Annotated in this window: 18 protein-coding genes; 14 read left to right on the top strand and 4 right to left on the bottom strand. The window is 64.9% G+C overall.

Features of this window, described 5'->3' with window-relative positions; translation table 11 throughout:
* Positions 1-369 precede the first annotated feature (369 nt).
* From EU800_RS03250 to EU800_RS03195, 12 genes are all read left to right on the top strand, one after another.
* Positions 370-1,497 (top strand): AI-2E family transporter, encoded by a 1,128-nt coding sequence (locus EU800_RS03250; protein ID WP_129628509.1) that lies wholly within the window; start codon positions 370-372, stop codon positions 1,495-1,497.
* A complete protein-coding gene (locus EU800_RS03245) occupies positions 1,494-1,805 on the top strand; it encodes a hypothetical protein (RefSeq protein WP_129628507.1) in 312 nt (103 codons plus the stop codon). The genes EU800_RS03250 and EU800_RS03245 overlap by 4 nt, the downstream gene beginning before the upstream one ends.
* 13 nt (positions 1,806-1,818) lie before the next feature.
* On the top strand, positions 1,819-2,316 hold the full coding sequence (locus tag EU800_RS03240; RefSeq protein ID WP_129628505.1) for a phage holin family protein: 498 nt from the start codon (positions 1,819-1,821) through the stop codon (positions 2,314-2,316).
* Between the two features lie 340 nt (positions 2,317-2,656).
* The gene (gene urtA / locus EU800_RS03235) at positions 2,657-3,934 is read left to right on the top strand and encodes an urea ABC transporter substrate-binding protein (protein ID WP_129628503.1); all 1,278 of its coding nucleotides are present in this window, start codon (positions 2,657-2,659) and stop codon (positions 3,932-3,934) included.
* Positions 3,935-4,002: 68 nt separating this feature from the next.
* The gene (gene urtB, locus EU800_RS03230) at positions 4,003-5,970 is read left to right on the top strand and encodes an urea ABC transporter permease subunit UrtB (RefSeq protein WP_129628501.1); all 1,968 of its coding nucleotides are present in this window, start codon (positions 4,003-4,005) and stop codon (positions 5,968-5,970) included.
* Positions 5,971-5,973: 3 nt separating this feature from the next.
* Positions 5,974-6,456: a GNAT family N-acetyltransferase gene (locus tag EU800_RS03225; RefSeq protein ID WP_129628499.1), complete on the top strand. Its 483-nt coding sequence runs from the start codon at positions 5,974-5,976 to the stop codon at positions 6,454-6,456.
* Positions 6,453-7,685 carry an urea ABC transporter permease subunit UrtC gene (gene urtC / locus EU800_RS03220; protein ID WP_129628497.1) on the top strand — a complete coding sequence of 411 codons (1,233 nt, stop codon included), beginning with the start codon at positions 6,453-6,455 and terminating at the stop codon, positions 7,683-7,685. The genes EU800_RS03225 and urtC overlap by 4 nt, the downstream gene beginning before the upstream one ends.
* Positions 7,682-8,422, top strand: a complete 741-nt coding sequence (urtD, locus tag EU800_RS03215) for an urea ABC transporter ATP-binding protein UrtD (RefSeq protein ID WP_129628495.1) — start codon at positions 7,682-7,684, stop codon at positions 8,420-8,422. The genes urtC and urtD overlap by 4 nt, the downstream gene beginning before the upstream one ends.
* Positions 8,423-8,424: 2 nt before the next feature.
* A complete protein-coding gene (gene urtE, locus EU800_RS03210) occupies positions 8,425-9,120 on the top strand; it encodes an urea ABC transporter ATP-binding subunit UrtE (RefSeq protein ID WP_129628493.1) in 696 nt (231 codons plus the stop codon).
* A 325-nt stretch (positions 9,121-9,445) separates the two neighbouring features.
* A complete protein-coding gene (locus EU800_RS03205; RefSeq protein ID WP_129628491.1) occupies positions 9,446-10,099 on the top strand; it encodes a protein-L-isoaspartate O-methyltransferase in 654 nt (217 codons plus the stop codon).
* An 82-nt stretch (positions 10,100-10,181) separates the two neighbouring features.
* Positions 10,182-11,588, top strand: a complete 1,407-nt coding sequence (locus tag EU800_RS03200; protein ID WP_242500387.1) for a TolC family outer membrane protein — start codon at positions 10,182-10,184, stop codon at positions 11,586-11,588.
* A gap of 107 nt (positions 11,589-11,695) precedes the next feature.
* Positions 11,696-12,793 (top strand): hypothetical protein, encoded by a 1,098-nt coding sequence (locus EU800_RS03195; protein ID WP_129628489.1) that lies wholly within the window; start codon positions 11,696-11,698, stop codon positions 12,791-12,793.
* Positions 12,794-13,287: 494 nt separating this feature from the next.
* Here the strand turns inward: EU800_RS03195 and EU800_RS03190 are convergent, their stop codons facing one another.
* Positions 13,288-13,608, bottom strand: a complete 321-nt coding sequence (locus EU800_RS03190) for a DUF6280 family protein (protein ID WP_129628486.1) — start codon at positions 13,606-13,608, stop codon at positions 13,288-13,290.
* 212 nt (positions 13,609-13,820) lie between these two features.
* On the opposite strand from EU800_RS03190, the gene efp reads away from it, so the two are divergent.
* The gene (efp, locus tag EU800_RS03185; protein WP_129628485.1) at positions 13,821-14,384 is read left to right on the top strand and encodes an elongation factor P; all 564 of its coding nucleotides are present in this window, start codon (positions 13,821-13,823) and stop codon (positions 14,382-14,384) included.
* Positions 14,385-14,398: 14 nt separating this feature from the next.
* On the opposite strand, the gene EU800_RS03180 is transcribed toward efp, so the two are convergent.
* Both EU800_RS03180 and EU800_RS03175 read right to left on the bottom strand, forming a co-directional pair.
* Positions 14,399-15,214: a fructosamine kinase family protein gene (locus tag EU800_RS03180; RefSeq protein ID WP_242500386.1), complete on the bottom strand. Its 816-nt coding sequence runs from the start codon at positions 15,212-15,214 to the stop codon at positions 14,399-14,401.
* Positions 15,202-15,957 carry a folate-binding protein YgfZ gene (locus tag EU800_RS03175; RefSeq protein ID WP_371685559.1) on the bottom strand — a complete coding sequence of 252 codons (756 nt, stop codon included), beginning with the start codon at positions 15,955-15,957 and terminating at the stop codon, positions 15,202-15,204. Before EU800_RS03175 ends, EU800_RS03180 begins: the two co-directional genes overlap by 13 nt.
* Positions 15,958-16,026: 69 nt before the next feature.
* Between EU800_RS03175 and EU800_RS03170 the strand changes: the two genes are divergently transcribed.
* Entirely contained in the window at positions 16,027-16,707 is a 681-nt protein-coding gene (locus EU800_RS03170) for a TIGR04283 family arsenosugar biosynthesis glycosyltransferase (RefSeq protein ID WP_129628483.1), read from the top strand.
* Here EU800_RS03170 and EU800_RS03165 read toward each other — a convergent pair.
* On the bottom strand, positions 16,695-17,429 hold the full coding sequence (locus EU800_RS03165; protein ID WP_242500385.1) for a tyrosine-protein phosphatase: 735 nt from the start codon (positions 17,427-17,429) through the stop codon (positions 16,695-16,697). The genes EU800_RS03170 and EU800_RS03165 overlap by 13 nt on opposite strands.
* Positions 17,430-17,565: the final 136 nt, after the last annotated feature.

Below are 17,565 nucleotides of genomic sequence, written 5' to 3'. Positions count from 1 at the left end.
GGCCCTTGGGGACCTTCCCCGGCCATGGAGCCAACACATTTGAAATAAAATGGAAAATGACGGGCGCAGGCGCGTGCACCGGCGCGAGGCGCAGAGCGTTCACAAAACTGTTTCGTTGCAGACGCAATTGTTTCATGTGCGTTTGACCTTTTGGTTACAGAGACCTGCATGTGGCGGGGCGGCCCGCCGAGACTATTCCGAAGTTGTGCACATTGTCGCAGGGGGCCACGAAAGCGCCCTCCTGCAGCCGGCCAGACAGACGATCCTTGCGATTCACCCGGCACAAAGCGGCCGATACCCGGTGCCGGTGCTTGGTGTTCGGCGCCCGTCCTCCTATGACCGGGACAGGGCGTGGTGAGGAGTTGGCCGATGGAGCAGGCAGATCTGAGAGAGCGCGCGCTGACGCTCGAATTCTGGCGCGACCTGCTGCTGGTGCTGACGCTGTCGATCGTCGGGCTGGTCTATGGCGCGGGTTTCCTCGTGCCGCTGACCTTTGCGCTTCTGGTCGTGGTGCTCCTGCTGGCGGTGATCGACCAGGTGGGACGTATCAGGATCGCCGGCCGGAAGGTGCCGCGGCCGGTGGCGCATGTTGTCGGCATGGCGCTCGTGTTGCTCGGCTTCACCCTCATCGGGCTGATCCTGTCGAGCCAGGCCGAGGAGGTTGCCGCCGCCGTGCCGCGCTATACCGAGCGGTTCGAGACTATGGTTGCAGGTCTGGTCGTCCTGATCGGCGAAGAGAACGCGCAGGATATTCGCGAGGCGCTCCAGAATGCCGACCTGTCGAGCTGGGTGCTCGGCCTGCTCGGCTCGGCGGGCGGGATGTTGAAAGGGTTGTTCCTGGTGCTGCTTTACGTTCCCTTCCTGATGGTGGAGCGGATGCCGCTGGCGCGCAAGGCCGCCATCGCGGCACCCGACCGCAAGACCGGCGAGGAACTGCGCCGGGTGGTCCGCCGGATCTCGGGCGGCCTGCAACGCTACCTCGGGGTGAAGACCTTCGTCTCGGTGCTGACCGGGCTCGCAAGCTACGCGGTGATGAAGCCACTCGGGCTCGATTTCGCCGAGACCTGGGCGGTGCTCGCCTTCGCGCTGAATTTCATCCCCTCGATCGGCTCTATTCTCGGCGTCGTGTTCCCGGCGCTGGTAGCGCTGGTGCAGTTCGACACGATCACGCCCTTCCTCGTCATCGTCCTGCTCTGCGGTGGCCTGCAATTCTCGATCGGCAATATCCTGGAGCCCGCGATCACCGGCCGCTCGCTCAACCTGTCGCCCTTCCTCGTCATCCTTTCGCTGACCTTCTGGACGGCGATCTGGGGCGCCTCCGGCGCGCTCCTGTCGGTGCCGATCATGGTGGGTTTCCTGATCGTGTTCACCCATATCCCAAGGCTCCGCTGGCTCGCGGTGTTGATGTCACGCGACGGAGACCTTACGGCACTGGACGGCAGGGCCGCGGGCGTGGAACATACGGGGGAGTGCGGCGGAACGGAGCGTGACAGGTGACGGGCAAGGTGACATTCGACACGGAGGTGGACGCGCTCCGCAAGGCGATGGATGCTGCCAAGACGAAGGCGCAGGACGCGACCGAGACCGCCGAGTCCGTCGGAGCCGCGGCCCGCAAGGCCGCCTCCGGGCTCGAAGCCGCGGCAGAGGAGAAACTTGACTGGGCGCTCGAGAAGCTCGATGGCACAGACCTCGACCGCCTGGTCAAGGAATTCACCTCCGAGCTCGAGTCGATGCAAAAAGAGAAGCCGGTGATGACGCTCTTCGGGGCTTTCCTGCTGGGCTACCTGCTCGGCAGATCGAAATAGGAAGGGGCGCCGAATGAACCGGATCAGCCGAAACATCTCCTTCATCCTGCGTGCCGAGCGAATGATCGCGAAACGCCGGATGGCCGTGGTCACCCGCAAGGCGGGGTTCGTCGGCGCGGCCGTCGTGCTGGGCGCCGCGGGACTGGTTTTTCTCAACGTCGCCGCCTATCTCGCGCTGGCCGAACGGATGGATCCGGCGCTGGCGGCGCTCCTTCTGGCGGCAGGCGACCTGATCCTGGCGCTGATCCTGGTGTTGGTGGCCGGACGGATGAGTGCCGAGGCAGATATCGCGCCGGTTCGCGAGATGCGAGACATGGCCGTGGCCGATCTCGAGTCCGAGGTCGAGGTCGCCGCCGCCGAGGTCGCCGCGATTGCCGACAGCCTCAAAACCGCTGCGCGGCACCCGCTGGCGGCCGGGGTCGGACTCATTGGCCCGTTGCTGACGATTCTCCTGAAGGTCGTGAGCCGGGACCCTGCCGAAAAGGACAGGATTTCGGAGGCGGAGGAATAGGCGACAGCGGCCGTTTACGCCGCGTCACCGCAGGAAATTTGCCTAAGAAGGCGGCATCTGCCCGCAGAACGCGCTAGGAAACCGGGCAATCCCTCCCGAAACTGCGAAACTGCCATGTCCGCGTTGCCCATGATTTGCGCAAGCATCAGGCCTCGCCTTTGATGCCAGTCGCAGGGCGAACCACCCTCGCGTGAACAGGACACAGGCCTGCCGGAACCTCCGTCGGCGCCTGTGGAAGCGACAATCGGCGGTCCGGTCAGGATGGACTCTCGCCGCGCGCTGCAAGGCGCGCGACCGGGTGCGTATTTCCAGGCGGCCGCAATGAACAGGGACGATACTCATGAAGCTTCGTATGACCTCTGCGCTGGTTGGCGCGCTGGTATTCGCGACCGCGGCCGCGGCACAAGACGACACGATCAAGGTGGGTGTGCTGCACTCGCTCTCCGGAACGATGGCAATCTCCGAGACCACGCTGAAAGACACCGTGCTGATGATGGTCGAGGCGCAAAACGCAAAAGGCGGCGTGCTCGGCAAGCAGCTCGAGGCCGTCGTGGTGGATCCGGCCTCCGACTGGCCGCTCTTCGCCGAGAAGGCGCGGGAACTGCTGACCGTCGAGAATGTCGACGTCATCTTCGGCTGCTGGACATCGGTCAGCCGCAAGTCGGTTCTGCCGGTGATCGAGGAGCTCAACGGCCTGCTGTTCTACCCCGTCCAGTACGAGGGCGAGGAGAGCTCCAAGAACGTGTTCTACACCGGCGCCGCGCCCAACCAGCAGGCGATCCCCGCCACCGACTATTTCCTTGACGAACTGGGCGTCGAGAAATTCGCGCTGCTCGGCACCGACTATGTGTACCCGCGCACCACCAACAACATCCTCGAGGCCTATCTGAAGGACAAGGGCATCGCCGAGGAAGACATCTTCGTCAACTACACGCCTTTCGGTCATTCCGACTGGTCCAAGATCGTCTCCGACGTCGTCGCGCTCGGCGCCGACGGCAAGAAGGTCGGCGTGATCTCGACGATCAATGGTGACGCCAATATCGGCTTCTACAAGGAACTCGCCGCGGCCGGCATTTCGGCCGACGACATCCCCGTCGTCGCGTTCTCGGTGGGCGAGGAAGAGCTTTCGGGCCTCGACACCTCCAACCTCGTCGGCCACCTCGCTGCCTGGAACTACTTCCAGTCCGCCGATTCGCCCGAGAACGCGGCCTTCATCGAGGGCTGGCACGAATTCATCGGCGACGAGTCCCGCGTGACCAATGACCCGATGGAGGCCACCTATATCGGCTTCAACATGTGGGTCGAGGCGGTCGAGGCTGCCGGCACAACCGATGTCGACGCTGTCGCCAAGGCGATGATCGGTCTCGAGACGCCGAACCTGACCGGCTCCACCGCCACCATGCTGCCGAACCACCACCTGACCAAGCCGGTGCTGATCGGCGAGATCACCGAGGACGGCCAATTCGACATCATCTCCCAGACGGACCCGGTTCCGGGCGATGCCTGGACCGACTACCTGCCGGAATCGGCGGTCCTGACCTCCGATTGGATCGATCTCGAATGCGGCATGTATAACACCGAGACCGATACCTGCGTTCAGATCAAGTCGAACTACTGATCCCGACAGAAGACAGACGGGGAGGGCGTTCGCGCCCTCCCGAACCGTTCAATGCTGCGCAGGCGAAAATGAAGAGAATAATTTCGGCGGTGCTGGTCGCCTGGACGCTTTGCGTCTCTCTGGCCTCGGCGCAGGACCTTGCCGGGAGCCCGATCCAGACGCTCCTCCAGGAACATCGGGCGCTCATCGAGAAGGCCTCCCGCAAGACCATCCAGCCCGCCATTGACGCGCTCGGGGAGAGCGGCCTGCCACAGGCCCAGGTCGTACTGGAGAAATGGCAGGACAAGGAACTCTGGCAGCGCGAATCCGACGGGCTCTTCTTCTTTGCCGAGAAGGTCGACAGCACAACCTGGCGGCTGATCGACATCGATACCGGCGCGCCGGTCGGCGAAGTCGACAAGGGTGAGATCGATCAGCTCAAGCCCAACAGCGGCGTGCGCAGCCTGATCGGCGCCACCCTGGTCCAGTTCCAGCTTCTCGACCCCGATCCGGCCAAGCGCATCGAGGCGCTCGACGCGATCCAGCGCGACCCCGAGGAGAGCCACCTCGCCGCGCTCGCCGGCTCCATCGAAAAGGAACCCGACCCGGAGATCCGTACCCGCAAGGAGCGGCTGGTGCGGCTCCTGACCATTTCCTGGAGCGAGAGCGAAGAGGACCGCATCGCGGCGATCGAAAGCTTCAAGGGCGACCTCGGGGTCGATACGCGTGCCGCGCTGAACCCGCTCGTCGCGACGATCCGCGAAGTTGCGGAAGGCGAGATCCCCCAAGGTGTGAACCTCGCCGCGCGCCTGCGGCCCGGCAGCGAGGCGCTGCCCGCGGCCGAGGCCTATGCCCTGCTTGTCGGCAATGGCCTCGCACCGGAGCGGATCGACGCCGACGCCCGTCTTGCCGCTCTTCAGCAGAACATCGTCGAGGGCCGTGTCGGCGGCGTACCGCTGGCTCAGCTCGACACCGAGGAGGCCCGCGACCGCGCCTATGCCGCGCTCGCCGAGGCCGGCGTGGTCCCGCCGACCGCTCTGCAGGCCGACGTCGACGCGGCCCTCGCTGCGCATGTCTTCTACGACCGCTATGCCGAACCCAACGCCGTCATCACCGAGGCCGCGAACGAGACGCTCTCGAGCATCAACACCCAGGTCGGCCTGAACCAGGCGCTGGACCTCGGGCTCGACGCGCTGTCGCTCGCCTCGATCTACTTCCTCGCCGCGATCGGGCTTGCCGTCACCTTCGGCGTGATGGGAGTCATCAACATGGCGCATGGCGAGTTCATCATGATGGGCGCCTATACCGGTTATGTCGTCCAGCAACTGATCCCGGACTACACGATCTCGATCCTTGTCGCCCTGCCGATGGCCTTTGCCGTCACCTTCGCCGCCGGCGTCGCGCTTGAGCGGCTGGTGATCCGCTGGCTCTACAACCGCCCGCTGGAGACGCTGCTCGCCACCTTCGGCATATCCATCGCGCTGCAGCAGCTGGCCAAGAACATCTTCGGCACCCAGGCCCGGCCGCTGACCTCTCCGGGTTGGCTCGACGGCGCGCTGGTGCTCAACGATGTCGTCTCGATCAGCTATATCCGGATCGCCATCTTCGTTCTCGCGCTGATCTTCCTGTTCCTGTTCCTCTTCATCATGAACCGCACCCGGATCGGTCTCGAGGTCCGTGCCGTGACGCAGAATCCGCGCATGGCCGCCTCGATGGGCATCAACCCCGACCGGATCAACATGCTGACCTTCGGGCTCGGCTCCGGCATCGCGGGTATCGCCGGTGTCGCCATCGGCCTCTATGCCAAGGTCACCTCCGAGCTCGGCGCGGACTATATCGTCCAGAGCTTCATGACCGTCGTCGTCGGAGGCGTCGGCAACATCTGGGGCACGCTTCTCGGCGCGACGATGATCGGTTTCCTGCAGAAGGGCATCGAGTGGTTGAACCCGTCGAACACGCTGGCCGCCCAGACCTACATGATCATCTTCATCATCATCTTCATCCAGTTCCGGCCCCGGGGCATCATCGCCCTCAAGGGCCGCGCGGCGGGGGATTGAGCCATGGCGCTGCGGATCACCTTTGCCAGGGCGGTGCACCCGGCCGTCTCGGCCGTGCTGGAGGCGCATGCGGCGCATTGCTCCGACGCAAGCCCGCCGGAGAGCCGTCACTACCTGCCCGCCGCGGAGCTCGACACGCCCGATATCACTCTCTGGGCGGCCTGGGTGGGCGAGGAGATTGCAGGCGTCGGTGCGCTCAAGGCACTGTCGCCGGAGGACGGAGAGATCAAGTCGATGCACACCGTCCATGAAATGCGCCGACGCGGCGTCGGCGCCGCCATCCTCGGCAAGATCGAGTCCGAGGCCGCCCGTCGCACCTATCGCGCGCTTTGGCTCGAAACCGGAACCATGCCCGAATTCGCGCCGGCCCGGGCGCTCTACGAGCGCCATGGATTCACGCCGTGCCCGCCCTTCGGCGACTATTTCGAGGATCCCAACAGCGTCTGCTACACCAAGACCCTCACGCAAGCGGAGGCGCCGCGATGACCCGCTCCTTCTTTGCCCGAAACCCTTCGGTGCTGATCTTTATCGCCGTGCTTGCCGTCTTCACCCTCGCGGTGACGCTGGCCAGCGAGGCGACCGGGACCGGCGCGCTCTCTACGTCTTTCGTCAAGACGCTGGGCAAGACGCTCTGCCTCTGCCTCGTCGCCATCGCGATGGATCTGATCTGGGGCTATGCCGGAATCCTCTCGCTCGGCCACATGGCGTTCTTCGGTCTCGGCGGCTACATGATCGGCATGTGGCTGATGTATGCCCGCACGGAGGCCATCGTCGCCACATCCATGGCCAATGCCCAGATCCCGCCCACCGACCAGGAGATCGTCGACGCCATTGGCACCCAGATCTTCGGCGTCGTCGGCTCGTCGGATTTCCCGCCAATCTGGATCTTTGCCGACTCGCTGGCGCTGCAACTGATGCTCGTCGTCCTCGTGCCGGGCCTGCTGGCGCTGGTCTTCGGCTGGCTCGCCTTCCGCAGCCGCGTCACCGGCGTCTACCTCTCGATCCTGACGCAGGCGATGACGCTGGCGCTGTCGCTCTACCTCTTCCAGAACGACTCGGGTCTGCGCGGCAATAACGGCCTCTCGGGTCTGCAGAACCTGCCCGGCGCCAACAACATCCCGCAGGCCGACATCTCGCTCTGGTTCTTCTGGGCTTCCGCCTTCGCGCTCGGCGTGGGGTATCTGCTCGCGGCCTGGATTGTCTCGGGCAAATTCGGCTCGGTGATCCGCGGCATCCGTGATGACGAAGCCCGCGTGCGATTCCTCGGTTACTCGGTCGAGGGCTACAAGCTCTTCGTCTTCACCATAACAGCAATCATCGCCGCCATCGCGGGCGCCCTCTACTATCCGCAGGCCGGCATCATCAACCCGGCCGAGATCGCGCCCATCGCCTCGATCTACCTCGCCGTCTGGGTCGCCATCGGCGGCCGCGGCCGGCTCTATGGCGCGGTGATCGGCGCCGCCTTCGTCTCGCTCCTGTCCACCATGTTCACCGGCGGCCAGGTGCCTTCGGTTCCGCTCGGATTCTACACCATCGACTGGGTCGACTGGTGGCAGGTCCTGCTCGGCCTCTCCTTCGTCCTCGTCACGCTCTTCGCGCCGAAGGGCATCGGCGGGCTCGTCGACCTCGTCACCGGCCGCCGCCCGCCGGATCGCCACGGCGCCGATCTCGGCCCGGACAAGGGCAGCCTGCAGGAGCGGGAGGCCGAGCAATGAGCACGCTTCTCGAGGTCTCCGGCGTCTCCGTCTCCTTCGACGGCTTCAAGGCGATCAACAACCTGAGCTTCTCCATCGGCCCGGCAGAGTTGCGCGCCATCATCGGCCCGAACGGCGCCGGCAAGACCACCTTCATGGATATCGTCACCGGCAAGACCCGGCCCGACGAGGGCGCGGTGCTTTGGGGCGAGACGAGCCAGTCGCTGCTCCGGATGAACGAAAGCCAGATCGCCCGTGCCGGCATCGGCCGCAAGTTCCAGCGCCCGACGGTGTTCGAGGACCAGACGGTCTATGACAACCTCGCCATGGCGCTGAAGAAGGACCGCGCGCCGTGGTCGGTGCTGTTCTTCCGGCCCGCCGCGGAGGACGCCGCGCGGATCGAGGAGCTTGCCGAGGAGATCGGTCTCGCGGATGAACTGCACCGCAAGTCGGGCGAGCTGTCGCATGGCCAGAAGCAATGGCTCGAGATCGGCATGCTGCTGGCGCAGGAACCCAGGCTGCTCCTGGTCGACGAGCCGGCCGCCGGCATGACGCTGGCCGAGCGCGAGCACACGACCGACCTTCTGAAGGAGGCGGCAAAGACCCGTGCGGTGGTGGTGGTCGAGCATGACATGGAATTCGTCCGCCGGCTCGACTGCCGCGTCACCGTTCTCCACGAGGGCTCGGTGCTGGCCGAGGGCTCGCTCGACCACGTGACCAAGAACCAGGACGTCATCGACGTCTATCTGGGGCGTTAGAGATGCTGAAAACCCAAGGACTCACCCTGCATTACGGCGGCAGCCAGATCCTCCACGGTGTCGACATCGAGGCCGCGGCCGGCGAGGTCACCTGCGTCATGGGCACCAACGGCGTCGGCAAGACCTCTCTGCTGAAGGCGATCTCGGGAACGCATCCGCGCTCCGGGGGGCGGGTGGATCTCGCCGGCGAGGAAATCGGCCGGGTACCTGCCCATGTGCTCGCCCACAAGGGCGTGGGCTATGTCCCGCAGGGCCGGATGATCTTCCCATTGCTGACGGTGAAGGAGAACATGGAGACCGCCTTTGCCTGTCTGCCGAAATCGGAGCATTTCATTCCCGACGAGATCTATGAACTCTTCCCGATCCTGAAGGAGTTTCTCGCCCGCCGCGGCGGCGACCTCTCCGGCGGCCAGCAGCAGCAGCTCGCAATCGCCCGTGCGATGCTGACCAAGCCCAAGCTCCTCCTGCTCGACGAGCCCACCGAGGGCATCCAGCCCAACATCATCCAGCAGATAGGCCGGGTGATCGAATATCTGCGCGACCGCGGCGACATGGCGATCATCCTGGTCGAGCAATATTTCGAATTTGCCTACGGCCTCGCCGACCGTTTCACGGTGATGAAGCGTGGCGCGGTGTCGATGAGCGGGACGAAGGCGGAACTCGACAAGGAGGACCTAAAAGCCGCGGTGTCGGTCTAGCTCCACGCCCGGAGCGGCTGTCGTCGGCTTGGCGAACCAGCCCCATTGCCGCGTTCTGGCAAACGAATCGTGACAATCCCGCCCTCCTTCCCGTGCTGCGCCGGAATGCCGGTGAGTGCGCATGGATAGACCGCTCGCAGTCGCTTCAGGTCCACCTGGATCCGATTACGTTCCGCAGCTTCCAGCTCCTGGCGCGACCCCGGCGCCGGTTCCTGCCCGCCGCGAGCGGGCTGGAGAAGGGCGATGCGGCACCCCGGGAACTTGTCACCGCGGGGGCTTTGTGGAACAACCTCGGACGACTCCTCCGGACCGACAGGGAAATCTCATGAGCAGCTTCGCTTCCCGCCGCACGACGATGGTCGACACGCAGATCCGTCCCTCGGACGTGACCAAATACCCGATCATCGATGCCCTTCTGGACGTGCCGCGCGAGCTCTACGTGCCCGATAGCCAGAAGGACGCGGCCTATGCCGGCACCAATGTCCCCCTCGCTCCGGGTCGGGTGCTGCTCGAACCGCGCACCTTCGCCAAGACGCTGGAGGCCGTCGACATACAGCCGGGCGAGCTGGTTCTCGATATCGGCGCGGGCTACGGTTATTCGAGCGCCGTGATCGCCCGCCTCGCCGAGGCGGTGATCGCGCTGGAAGAAGACGAGTCGATGGCGGAAGAGGCCGAGGCGACGCTGGGCAACGAGGCGGTCGACAATGCCGCTGTCGTCACCGGCCCGCTCGCAGAAGGCGCGCCGCAGCACAGCCCCTACGACGTGATCGTGGTTGAGGGCGGCGTGGCGGAGTTGCCCGCGGCCATCGCCGATCAGCTCAAGGATGGCGGTCGTATCGCTTGTCTTTTCGTCGAAGGGGCCGTCGGCGCCGTGCGCATTGGCTACAAGCTCGATGGCCGCATCAACTGGCGATTTGCCTTCAACGCGGGCGCTCCAGTGTTGCCCGGATTCGAGACTGCAAAAGCTTTCGTGCTGTAAAATCCGATTGTTCTTGCTATGATGCCCGAAAAAAACCAAGGCAGGAAACATAGACCCACGAGAAGGAGCAGTTCGCGTGTGGATGATCGGTAGGCGCGTGAGGCGCGGCGTGGCGGGTATGGCAATGGTCATGCTGGCCATTCAACCAATTCAGGCAAGCGCCGAGACGCTGACGGATGCGCTGATCGACGCCTACAGGAATTCCAACCTCCTCGAACAGAACAGGGCCGTGCTCCGTGCCGCAGATGACGATGTCGCCATCGCGACCTCGGCGCTGATGCCGACACTGGATTTCATCGCCAACTTGAGCGGCGATCATCCCCACAGCGAGATCTATGCCAACCCGGTGACCGGCGCGGTGACGCGGGACAACATGATCGGCACGGCCCAGCTTCAACTGGAGATCGCGCTCTACACCGGCGGCCGCAACCGGCTTGCGATCGAGAGCAGCAAGGAGACCGTTCTGGCCACCCGCGAAGCTCTGCGCTCGGTGGAACAGGACGTGCTGTTGAATGCCGTTGGCGCCTACATGCAGGTGCTCCGGACCGTCGCCTTCGTGAACCTGCGGGAAAACAACGTCCGCGTGCTGCAGCAGCAGCTTCAGGCGACCCGCGACCGTTTCGACGTTGGCGAGGTGACCCGGACGGACGTCGCTCTTGCCGAGAGTCGCCTCGCCGCCGCGACGAGTGCGCTGGAAGCCGCGCGCGGGGATTACGACGTTGCCCGCGAGACCTTCAGGACTGCTGTCGGCCGCTATCCCAACAATCTCCAGTTCCCCGGCGCCCTGCCGAAGACCGCGCCGAATGTCGACGAGGCGGTCCTGATCGGTGTGCGGACCCATCCGGACATTCGCCAGGCGCAGCGCCAGGTCACCGTCGCGGAGATCGGCATGCGCATCGCGACGGCGGCCTACCGCCCGACGGTCAGCCTCGGCCTCTCATCGCAGATCGATTCCCAGGACCGGATGGACACGCATGCGCTGAACCTGACGATGCGCCAGACAATTTACCAGGGCGGCCAGTTGGCGGCGCTCGAGCGCCAATCGATTTCGCAACGTGACGCGAGTCGCTCGGCACTGCTTCAGACGACCCTGTCGGTCGAGGAGGCCGTGGGCACCGCCTGGGCGCGGATCGAGGCGGCCACGGCGCAGATCCGGGCGACCGAGCTTCAGATCCGCGCCGCCGAGATCGCTTTCGAAGGTACCCGCGAGGAGGCAACCCTCGGCGCGCGGACCACGCTCGACGTGCTCGATGCCGAGCAGGAGCTTCTCGATGCCCGCGCCGCACGGATCGACGCGATCGCCACGCAGTATGTAGCAGTTTATTCACTTCTGTCTGCGATGGGTCTGATGACAGTCGAACACCTGAACCTCGGAATCCAGACCTATGATCCCGCTGGCTACTACAATGCCGTCAAGAACGCCCCAGCGCGTCTGTCGAAGCGTGGTCAGCAGCTGGACCGTGTGTTGCGCAAGCTCGGGAAGCAATAGGACGGCGCCCTGCGCAACAGCTGCCTTCGTTTCCCGACTATGTCATACTCTGGCCGCAGAACGGGGTGATCGTCGGGCTGGCAGTGGAGCGAAGGACAGGAGCTGACATGTCGAACCCGGTAAGCAACGCTGAGATCGAAGATGTCCTGTCGTCGATTCGCAGGCTGGTAGCAGGCGATCGCGCGCAAGGCCCTTCTGTTTCCGAACGCTCCGAGGAGGATCCGGAAACATCGCATCCGGAGCCGGAGAGCAAGGAAGGCACTGCGCTCGTGTTGACCCCGTCTCTGCGTATCGAGGAGGAAGCCGCGATCTGGGATGCCGATCCCGAGGCCGCGCGACCGGGGATGGAGGAAGCGGACGAAACGGAGAGGGAAGAGACCGTTCTTCCGACACCCGCGGAAGCAGCCGAGGAGGATCCCCTGCCGGACGTCGACGGAGTCGCGCCCTTTGCCCGGAACGTGGAGGAAGCACCCGAAGAGGAAGAGGACGCGCTGCCCACTTTCGTCCGCGTGCGGCACTGGTCGGACACGCCGGAGACGCCGCAGGTTGAAACCCCACCATCGCAGGATGCCGCGGACGATGCAGCCTCCCGGACGGAGGCGACACCTCCGTCGGACGAGTCGGAGGTTCGGGACGGGCAGGAACTGCTGTCCGGCCGCATGGTCCCGCGGGCCGGTTTCCATTTCAGTGCACTCGAGGACGAGGACAGCGATTTTCAGCCGCCGGTTCAGGAAGATGAAGCGGCGGAGGAAGCTTTCGGGCCCTTCGACGGCGCCGACATGGAGATTCCGGAGGACTGGACAGGCGCAGACGACGCACCGGACGAGCCGGAGGCAAGCCTTTCCGCCGCCGCGGCAGAAATCTTCGCGGATGCGCAATTAGGACGGTCGACGGAGTCGGTCGCTTCGGAGGTGGCCGACACAGCGCCGCAAAAAGACATAGACGATCCCTGGCAGGATGTTTCCGGGGGCGGGGAAGATTGGCTGGACGCGGTGGAACCGGAGTCCTCGGATGACGACGCCGAGGCGACGAATCTCTTTTCCGTCCCGGCACCGGAGATCGACGAAGAGGCGCTACGGGACCTTGTCGCCGAGATGCTCCACCGTGAGTTGCGGGGGCCGCTCGGCGAGCGGATCACGCGTAACGTCCGCAAGCTGGTGCGCCGAGAAATCCATCGGGCGCTTGCCACACGCGACTTCGACTGACACGCCTCGGCGATTCTGCGCATCGGCAAGAGCCTCGCGCGAATAGTGGGACGCCGCCGGTGATGTAAGGGATTCCGTGTCCCGCCACTGATTTCTGCACGCCACGGTTCGAAGGGCGCGGGTTTTTCGGGTGATAGGGATCGCAGGATCCGGTTCGGTCTGTCGAGGGCGGTCGCGTTGGCTTCCACCGGTTCCAAAGGAAAGTTCACGGCGCGCAGGCCGGATCAACCCGGTCAAAGGGCGGTTTTTCGTCCTCCGTCTTGCCCGCCTGAAGTCCGGCCCCACGGGACTTCACGGCGATGACCATGACCGTACCTGTAGATTGAGAAACCGGTTCGCTTCCTGATGTCGATGCATCGTTGCGCTGGAAACACCTTCCGCGGCGGCTTTGGAGACCGGGTCCCACCGTCAAGTGATCTGGTTATTGTGTCGTTCCACAACGAAAAACGCGCCGGATGGCGCGCTATTTCGGTATACGTCGCGAAAAAGGGAACTCAGGCGGCTTCGGCCTGCTCCGCGGCCTGACGCCGCTCGCTTTCTTCACGGGACAGGGCCACAGAGGTCCGCACACCGTTGGAGACAAACTCCATCAGTCCCGACACGACACGCTCGTTCGGATCAATTCCGGCGCAGCTCAGGACCTCGCGGCCATCACGGGACCGTGCCCAGCGAGCGATCTGCTCGGGGCCGTTGCCATATTTCTTGTCGTCGGCGATTGCATCGTCGAGCGCGGCCAACACCACAGCGGCAAAGAGCTTGCGTGCGCGTTGCCCCTGCTCGAAGTTGAATGCCGTACCGTCAACGAAATCGTTCATCTCGTCGTCCTTTTATTCTTGCTCTTGTCTTTTCGGCGCGGGGCCGAATATGACGCTTTTATGGCGATTCGGTATGTCTCTTTCGGAATGCCACCTATGCACTAGGCGCATGGGTCGGCGAGCCGTAGCGCCATATCTGGTCGTCTTGCCAGCCGTTGGCCACCAAGATATAGAAGCTTGCAGTTTTCGATCAAGCGCCGTGAAGGTCAAATATGCCGAAAATAAATGGGAACGAAATCCGTCCCGGGAACGTACTTGAGCACAACGGCGGGCTTTGGGTCGCCGTGAAGGCGGATCATGTGAAGCCGGGCAAGGGGGGCGCTTTTGCGCAGGTTGAGCTGCGCAACCTGCGCAACGGTTCCAAGCTCAACGAGCGGTTCCGCAGTGCCGACAAGGTCGAGCGGGTCCGGCTGGAGCAGAAGGATCAGCAGTTCCTTTATGAGAGCGACGGAATGCTGGTATTCATGGACAGCGACACGTTCGAGCAGATCGAACTGCCGGCCGAGATCCTCGGCGAGCGCCGCCCGTTCCTTCAGGACGGGATGACGATCAAGATCGAGTATTACGAGCACGAGGCGCTGAACGCGACCCTGCCTCAGAAGGTCACTTGCAAGGTGGTCGAGACCGAGCCGGTGGTGAAGGGTCAGACCGCGGCGAACTCCTTCAAGCCAGCGTTGCTCGATAACGGGGTGAAGGTGATGGTGCCACCCTTCGTCGGCCAGGACGAGGATATCGTCGTCAACACCGAGACCATGGAATATTCCGAGCGCGCCTAAAAGCGCTCGGGGTTTCACACTCCGAGCGCGTCGAGCCGACTGCTGACGAGGCTCCGGTAGCCCTCGCCGAAGAGACGCAGATGCACCAGTGCCGGCCAGAGCTGGTAAGCCGCGCGTCGCGGTCCCGAGCCGGGCGACAGGGGGCCATAGCTCTCCCAGAAGCTGCGCCCGGGCTGACCGAACAGCGTCAGCATGGCGAGGTCGACCTCGGCATCCCCAAAATAGCAGGCGGGATCGATGAGCCAGGCCCGGCCGCCCGGGCCGAACAGCACGTTGCCGGTCCAGAGGTCACCATGCAGAAGTGCCGGCGGCGGGGCAGCCGGAAGAATGTCGTTCAGCCGGTCGCAGAGCGTCTCAACACGATCCGCGAGATCGGCCGGAAGATGCCGCAGGAAGGGCAGCAGCCGCCGCTCGGCCCAGAAATCGGGCCAGCTAACCGCAGTTGCGTTCGCAATTGCGACGGTGCCGAAGGCGTAGTCGTCGGGCCAGCCATAGGTCTCGCCCCGCTGCTCGTGCAAGCCGCGCAAGGCGCTGCCGAGCGCCCGCCAGCCGGCCTCTGATCCGTGGGTCTCCTCAAGGTACTCGAGAAAGAGAAAGTCGTCCGCGACTCCCAGCACCGCCGGCGCCGGCGCCCCGGCTGCGGCGATGGCCGTCAGCATCGCGGCCTCCCGCGAAACCAGCGGACCGGCTTTGGCGACCAGGCGCCGGCCGTCTTCGAGCTCGACAGACAGGACCTCGGACAGATCGCCGCCATGCATCCGCTCGGCGCGCCGCATCCCGGTGTCGAAACGCGACCCGAGCGCCGCGCCAAGCGCTGTCAGATCGGCCATGTCACCCGCGCCTCGCCGGCCTCGAGCGGCACGCCCGCGCGGTCGAACCGCAGGTAGGCGAGCGCCCTGTCACCGGATTGCGTGAAGAGCTTTCCGGCGGGACGCCCTTCGGCAAGGATTTCGCTGCCAATCGGCGCGGTGCCTTCGATGGCGACGGTGACGAGGCCCTTCTTCAGCTCCGTCTTGTGCTTCATCCGGGCCGTCACCTCCTGCCCGACATAGCAGCCTTTGCGGAAATCCACCCCGTTCAGCCGTTCGAAACCGTATTCGAGGATGTAGGCGTCATCTGGTTGCAGTTCTATGCCTGCCTCCGGGACACAATGGGCGACGCGCAGCGCGTCCCAGTCGACTTCCGGGCTCTCGGGAAGGTCGTCACCGTAGAGCCGCCACCCCATCGCCGGATCGCGCGGATCGGCATGCGCACCATCAGGCGCCGCCCCGATACCGCGCGCCACCTGCAACCCGGTTTCGGCAATCGTGACATCGGCCCTGAGCCGATACATCGAAAGCCGCTTCAGGAGGCCGTCCGCCAGCGGTTCGGCGGTGTCGAGGAGAATGCGATCGCCGTCCTCGAGCAGGAAGAAATCGGCGAGATACTTGCCCTGCGGGGACAGCAGCGCGGCATAGACCAGCCCCTCGGAGAGCCGTGCGAGATCGTTGGTAACAAGCCCCTGCAGAAAGGTCGTCCGGTCCGCGCCGGAAATTGCCAGGATCCTGCGTCCGATGATCGCTGTTGTCGACATTGCATGCTCCCCTTGCGCCTTTCCGTCTTATACGTCCTGCGCGCCTGCCCGCCAGCCCGGAGTTCTGCAATGCCCGCGCCACTGTCCATCGTCATTCCCACGCTGGAGTCCGCCCCCGAAGTGGCGGCGCTGTTAAGCCGGCTGATGGACGGGGTGGCCGAGGGCGTCGTTCGCGAGGTGATCCTGAGCGATGGCGGGTCGACGGACGATATCTCGGAACTGGCCGAGGCGGTGGGGGCGGAGCTCGTCCTCGGTCCCGCGGGGCGCGGCGAGCAGCTCCGGCGCGGCGTGGCGGCCGCGCGGGGGACGTGGATCCTCGTGCTGCATGCTGACAGCGGTCTGCCAGAGGGCTGGGTCGCCCCTGTCCAGGCAGCGATGACCGATCCGGCACGGGCGCATGCCTTCAAGCTGGCGTTTCGCGCGCGCGGGCTTGCGCCGCGTCTCGTCGCAGGCTGGGCGAATCTGCGCAGCCGGCTCTTCCGCCTGCCCTATGGGGACCAGGGGCTGCTGATTTCGAAAGAGCTCTATCACGCCGTGGGTGGCTTCCCCGACATTCCGCTGATGGAGGATGTGGCGCTGGTCCGGGCGCTTCGGGGTCGTGTCGCGCTCATGCCGGCGGTGTTGACCACCTCGGCCGCGCGCTATGAGGCCGAGGGCTGGTTCCGGCGCGGGGCGCGCAATCTCTGGCTGCTCGGTCGTTACCTTGCCGGGGCCGACCCGACGAAGCTGGCGCGGTCCTACGGCGCGTGACCTTCTGCCTCCGGCATCGGCAGGAGCGCCTTCCACGGTTTGCCCGCGCGCTTCAGCCGGAAGGTTTCGGTGGCAAGAGGCTGGTCGTATTCGGTGCGGAACCAGCTCTCCATGTCGATCGGCGCAGCGGCGTTCCGCAGTTCGTAGAGATCGATGATGTGGTCGACGATGCCTGTCTCGGTCCAGTCGAAATGGATGTATTTCACGGCAAGATGCTTCCGCGCCTCCTCGACCGGCGTACCCTCGAAGATGACCTTGTAGAGCACCGAGGCGAAGCCCGCGCGGTCCGCCCCCGACTTGCAATGCATCACGAAGGGTTTCGGCATCTCGCGCATCGTGTCGATAAGGGAGATGATCTCGGATCGCCCGGCCGCCTTGCGCGCGTAGATCTTCGCCACCCGGAGGTCCAGACCGAGCGCCTCGCACGCCTCTTTCTCGAAGAGCCAGGGAGAGTAGCCGTCGTCGCCGCGCAGGTTAAGCACGCCTCGGATGCCCATCTCCTTGTAGCGCACGAGCCGCCTGGGGCCGGGGTGGTTGGACCGGTAGACACCCTCGGCGACCTTGTCGAAGTTCGTCCAGGGCACGCGCAGGAAGGCGTGATCGAAGAGATTGAAATGCCACCAGGCCTGCCGACGCATGCGCGGCGTCGATATGTCGTTGCCGAAAGAGCGCCGGAGACGGCGTTCCGCGGTCTCGACCCAGTCTGAGAGCCGTCTGAACATGCAACCTGCTCGAATACGTGCCAAGGCACCCGAAGTCGCCGGGGTCTAGCCCGTTCGCGCCAGATGGGCAAGGCTGGGTGTCCCGGCCCCGCGTCGGTCGTGGGAGCGGTGTGGTATTTGACCTTCCTTCGGCAGC

The sequence above is a fragment of the Tropicimonas sp. IMCC6043 genome (assembly GCF_004146235.1).
Classification (GTDB): domain Bacteria; phylum Pseudomonadota; class Alphaproteobacteria; order Rhodobacterales; family Rhodobacteraceae; genus Tropicimonas.
The sequence above is the reverse complement of the archived record's forward strand: the minus strand, read 5'-3'. Positions and strand labels throughout refer to the sequence as shown.

Excerpts from the sequence above, each read along its gene's own strand:
- EU800_RS03250 (WP_129628509.1), top strand. The coding sequence starts at position 370 with ATGGAGCAGGCAGATCTGAGAGAGCGCGCGCTGACGCTCGAATTCTGG.
- EU800_RS03240 (WP_129628505.1), top strand. The coding sequence starts at position 1,819 with ATGAACCGGATCAGCCGAAACATCTCCTTCATCCTGCGTGCCGAGCGA.
- urtA (WP_129628503.1), top strand. The coding sequence starts at position 2,657 with ATGAAGCTTCGTATGACCTCTGCGCTGGTTGGCGCGCTGGTATTCGCG.
- urtB (WP_129628501.1), top strand. The coding sequence starts at position 4,003 with ATGAAGAGAATAATTTCGGCGGTGCTGGTCGCCTGGACGCTTTGCGTC.
- EU800_RS03225 (WP_129628499.1), top strand. The coding sequence starts at position 5,974 with ATGGCGCTGCGGATCACCTTTGCCAGGGCGGTGCACCCGGCCGTCTCG.
- urtC (WP_129628497.1), top strand. The coding sequence starts at position 6,453 with ATGACCCGCTCCTTCTTTGCCCGAAACCCTTCGGTGCTGATCTTTATC.
- urtD (WP_129628495.1), top strand. The coding sequence starts at position 7,682 with ATGAGCACGCTTCTCGAGGTCTCCGGCGTCTCCGTCTCCTTCGACGGC.
- urtE (WP_129628493.1), top strand. The coding sequence starts at position 8,425 with ATGCTGAAAACCCAAGGACTCACCCTGCATTACGGCGGCAGCCAGATC.
- EU800_RS03205 (WP_129628491.1), top strand. The coding sequence starts at position 9,446 with ATGAGCAGCTTCGCTTCCCGCCGCACGACGATGGTCGACACGCAGATC.
- EU800_RS03200 (WP_242500387.1), top strand. The coding sequence starts at position 10,182 with ATGATCGGTAGGCGCGTGAGGCGCGGCGTGGCGGGTATGGCAATGGTC.
- EU800_RS03195 (WP_129628489.1), top strand. The coding sequence starts at position 11,696 with ATGTCGAACCCGGTAAGCAACGCTGAGATCGAAGATGTCCTGTCGTCG.
- EU800_RS03190 (WP_129628486.1), bottom strand. The coding sequence starts at position 13,608 with ATGAACGATTTCGTTGACGGTACGGCATTCAACTTCGAGCAGGGGCAA.
- efp (WP_129628485.1), top strand. The coding sequence starts at position 13,821 with ATGCCGAAAATAAATGGGAACGAAATCCGTCCCGGGAACGTACTTGAG.
- EU800_RS03180 (WP_242500386.1), bottom strand. The coding sequence starts at position 15,214 with ATGGCCGATCTGACAGCGCTTGGCGCGGCGCTCGGGTCGCGTTTCGAC.
- EU800_RS03175 (WP_371685559.1), bottom strand. The coding sequence starts at position 15,957 with ATGTCGACAACAGCGATCATCGGACGCAGGATCCTGGCAATTTCCGGC.
- EU800_RS03170 (WP_129628483.1), top strand. The coding sequence starts at position 16,027 with ATGCCCGCGCCACTGTCCATCGTCATTCCCACGCTGGAGTCCGCCCCC.
- EU800_RS03165 (WP_242500385.1), bottom strand. The coding sequence starts at position 17,429 with ATGTTCAGACGGCTCTCAGACTGGGTCGAGACCGCGGAACGCCGTCTC.